We start from the raw sequence: 4,397 nt of genomic DNA on the forward strand, positions 1-4,397 counted from the left end.
TCATCGGTAATGGCATCACGCCTCTGTAAACCAGTTGTTTGGCTGTCTTCTGTAAATAAATGGGATTGTTTCTCACTTTTATTTTTTGAAACCGGAGTATCTTCGTAAATATAGCGTGGAAAGCATTGACTAGCAGCCATCGCATTAACATCAGGTAAATCTTTAATCATTAGGGTAGAAAAACCATTTACTCCTATACCTGTAATTTGTATTGCTTTATTTTCAACCGCTTGTTCCATTGGGAATATACGCGGCATTTGATAGATCATTTCATTAAAAGTGCGATTATAATAGAGCCATTGCTTTGTAAAAGGACGATACAAACTTTGCGTGAGACATGCGTTTTCAAGTTCAAAAATCTTTCTTTTTGCTAACTCTTGTTTAAGAGCACGGCTCCAACTGATTTTTTTCTCATCTGTATTAACGAAATCATTTACAGCCTTTGCACATTTTTTACAGTCAGTATCTGTATAAGCATGATTAAAACGTTCTACTTCGCTATTATAGAAAGTAATCATATTACTCATGTTCGTCACTAAACATTCACGACTTGAATTATATGTCCAAACGTCACGATTAGTTTTTAAACCACAAGAATAAATCTCAAAAAGCTTTTTACTATTTTCCTTCTTCTTATGATTACCCTTCTTATCACCCAAGGTTAGAAACGTAGCAAAACTGTTATCACGTTGATTTATCCAATCGCCATGCTCGTCTGGTGTAATTATTCGCCAGCTTGATTTATTAGTGATGCCACCAATACTACCAAAATACTCAAGAGCTGTAAGCTTATCTTTTATCGTGAGATTATTACCAATGTCATGATAGTAAATTTTACAATCTCCAAAAGCATTGGGATTTTTAATGAATAGCGTTACAGCAATACCAGTCATGCTACCATTGCCAAAAACATTTTCACCTTCTTGAGAATTATTTTTATTCATCATATTTTTGCGAATATCGCCCCGTAAATTGAGCACATAAATACTCGTAAATTCTTTGGTTAAAGATTTTCGTAAACCGTCCATTGTTGATTTATCTATATAACCAGAACCAGAAACAAAGCCGATTACCCCAGCATTATCAATACGGTCACTAGCCCAGCGAATGGCACGGATATAACTGTCATAAAGTCTATTAATATTATTTGCTTTTGAATGAGCAGCATAGGTTTCACGAATACGATTATCTAAAATCGGATAAGAAGTATTCTTTGCATTATCATTTTCGTTTTTTTGTCCTACCGAATAAGGAGGGTTACCAAAGATAACTTTGATATCGAGGTTTTTCTGATGCTCTAAATATTCACTGTTTTCTTTAAATAATTTTTGTAGCAAGTCTTTCTTTTCAAGCATCCGAAACGTATCAGCTAAACCAATATGTTTGAAAGGGATATACTCACCTTTCATAAGACTATGATAAGTTGATTCAATGTTAATGGCTGCTATGTAATAGGCAAGCAAAACAATCTCATTGGCATGGATATCATGACGGAATTTATATTCCATATCCTCTGGTTTGATGAGATCTGATTGTAAAAGCCGTGTGATAAAGGTACCAGTACCTGTAAAAGGGTCAAGAATAGACACACCCCGTGACCCCAAGCTTTTTCCAAACTCATTACGCAACACATCATCAACAGAATGAATGATAAAATCCACAACCTCAACGGGCGTATAAACAATCCCAAGCCTATCCGTGGTTTTCTTAAATGCCTTGGTAAAAAAGTCTTCATATAGCTTGATAATAAGGTTTTGTCTTGCTTGGGGGGAGGTAATTCCAGAAGCACGGAATTTTACGCTGTCATAAAACTCTTGTAATTCTTGAGATACCTCTTCAATATTGGTTTTATCTAACTCAGCTAAAATATTTTCCATTGCTTGTGAGATAGCATTGTTTTGAACAAATTCATTGCCATCAAACAAGGCTTCAAACACGGGACGCGTCACAAGATGTTGTCCTAACATCTCAAGCGCTTCCTCTTGTTTGATATCACTGTTTAAGTTGTTTTTGAGTTCTTTATAAAAACTCTCAAAAGCATGAAAAGCTTTACTGTTTTCATCAGAAAGTATATCTTTAAGACGATTGATATGGTTTTGAGCAATTTCAGCAACATTGCCAGCCCATATGCCCCAGTAATCGGCAAGGGTAAATTTCTTAGCCAAAAGGGTTTTAAGGGCATTGGGAAACTCTTTATAAAAGGGTAATCTTCCTGTAACACTATGAATATAGCGTTGTGGTTCATAGGCTGCTTTTCCAATCTCAAGCCCCGCGCTTTCTGGTTTCTCATAAACATAGATTTTATCCTCAACCGCTGTCATGCTCTTTAAGGCGGCAATCTCTAAAGTATGACTTACGTCTTGATCTAAAATCATCTGGTTAAGGGTTACTTCAAAGTTTTCATCATGGGAAAGCAAAGCATTGATCACTTGCCAAACAACACTGTATCTCTTGTTGTATTTTAAAGCCTCTTCAGCAGAAATCCCAGCAGGAACCCCAACGGGTAGAATGATGTAGCCTCTCTTCTTGCCCTTTGCACGACGCATAATACGCCCCACCGCCTGTATCACATCCACTTGGCTTTTGCGCGGGTGTAAAAACATGATCGCATCAAGAGCAGGAACATCAACACCCTCAGAAAGACATCTTACATTGGTGAGCACACGGCAGACATGCTCCCCCGCATCTTCCTTTAACCAATCAAGGGCTTCATTGCGTTTCTTGGCACTTTGTGTTCCATCAATATGCGCAAAGGTACACTGAAGAGGCGGTGTCTCTTTATAAAGCTTATGAAGATCAGACAATTCTTTCTGTATTTCTGGAGAATTGAATGTATCACGGATACGTTCAGAAGTTTTAATGTCTCTACAAAAAGCCAAAGCCCGTCGCATAGGGTTAGGATCATCACTCAAATCAACCTTTAGATCTATTTTGGCAAGGGCTTGATAACAGCCTATGATCTTGGTTTTATCATCAAGAGTAAGTTCATAATTCTCATCGGTCATCAGATGTTGAATGGATTCACTCACTTCCTCTTCATTAACACCCAAGATAATAATCTTATAAGGAACTAAGAGTTCATTCTTAACGGCTTTTGAGAATGTATAGGTGTAAAGATTTTTTCCATAGAGTTCTTCATCATCCATAGACGCTAAAATGCCATTCATTTCATGGGCTTGTTTTTTAGCACTATCAGCAAAGATCTTGGGCGTTGCTGTCATATACAGACGTTTTTTACCCCGAATGATGCTGTTATCATGAACCTTGATAAAATCAGATTCATTGTCGTCTGTTCCCAAAACAACACCCGTTGTTCTATGTGCTTCATCGCAAATGATTAAATCAAATTCGGGTAAATCATGGTCTTTTTGTGCATCCGAAATCACTTGAATGGAATGGTAAGTCGAAAAGACCACCGTCATCACATCAAGAGAGGTTTTATTGGCTTTACGTGCAAGCTCTTGTGCATCCGTTGTAGCAGGCAAGGCAAGATCAGAGGCATCAAGAGCCGCCTCATCATCATTTTGTTTTTTACGACGCTTTCCCACTTGTGTATCTGAACATACCGCAAAGGAACGCAAGGGGATTTCTGTATCAAGGGTCCATTCACGGATTGTTTGTGACATCAAAGCAAGGGAAGGCACCAGAAACAACACACGCTTGCCTTTTCCTGCTATGGTCTCTGCTATCTTAAGGCTTGTGAACGTCTTGCCCGTTCCACATGCCATAATCAGCTTGCCACGGTCGGCTTCTTTTAACCCTTCACAGACTTTCTCAAGGGCTTCTTTTTGATGATCTAAAAGCTTTTTTTGGGGTTTCTCTTTAAGGACGGCTTGTCCTTGTTCTTTATATGCCCCCCAATTGATTTGACTGCTTTCCAAATCAAAAAGGTTTATGCGTTGAATACGAACCTCTTGTCCTTCACAAGTCAGTTCGACATTATCACTCCAATCTGTTTCGGTGCTATCAACCAGAATACGACGGGTGAAGATCTTTTTGCCAGAAGCTGCTATAAAACTATCAATATCTTCTTTTTTAATGATGTGAGAAGCATCATAGCATTTACATTGAATGGCAGCATAGCCACTTTCATCACGGATTGTAGCGATCAGATCAATGCCAATATCAGTTCCATCTTCATTACGCTCTTGCGCCCATTCCAAATAAGTTTGAACCTTTTCGTATTCTTGCTTTTGTAAAGGATCTTCAGATAAATAAGCTTTTACAAGGTTTTCAAACAATGTTCCCAATTCACGGGGTGATTTTGCTCGTTGACGATAATATTCTAACAGAGAGCGTAAAGAGACATGTTCATGATCAGAATGATGAGGGCGAAGCATAAAGAATAAACTCCATGACAATATATTCTATTGATTAATTCTCTTCAAAAGAATCAA

General features: G+C 38.0%; 1 protein-coding gene. It reads right to left on the minus strand.

Annotated elements, in window-relative coordinates:
- On the minus strand, positions 1-4,340 hold a 4,340-nt coding region (locus ACFIK2_RS09025), incomplete at its 3' end, for a DEAD/DEAH box helicase (protein WP_375677205.1).
- Positions 4,341-4,397: the final 57 nt, after the last annotated feature.

The organism is Bartonella sp. AP88XZML (genome assembly GCF_042195565.1).
GTDB lineage: Bacteria > Pseudomonadota > Alphaproteobacteria > Rhizobiales > Rhizobiaceae > Bartonella.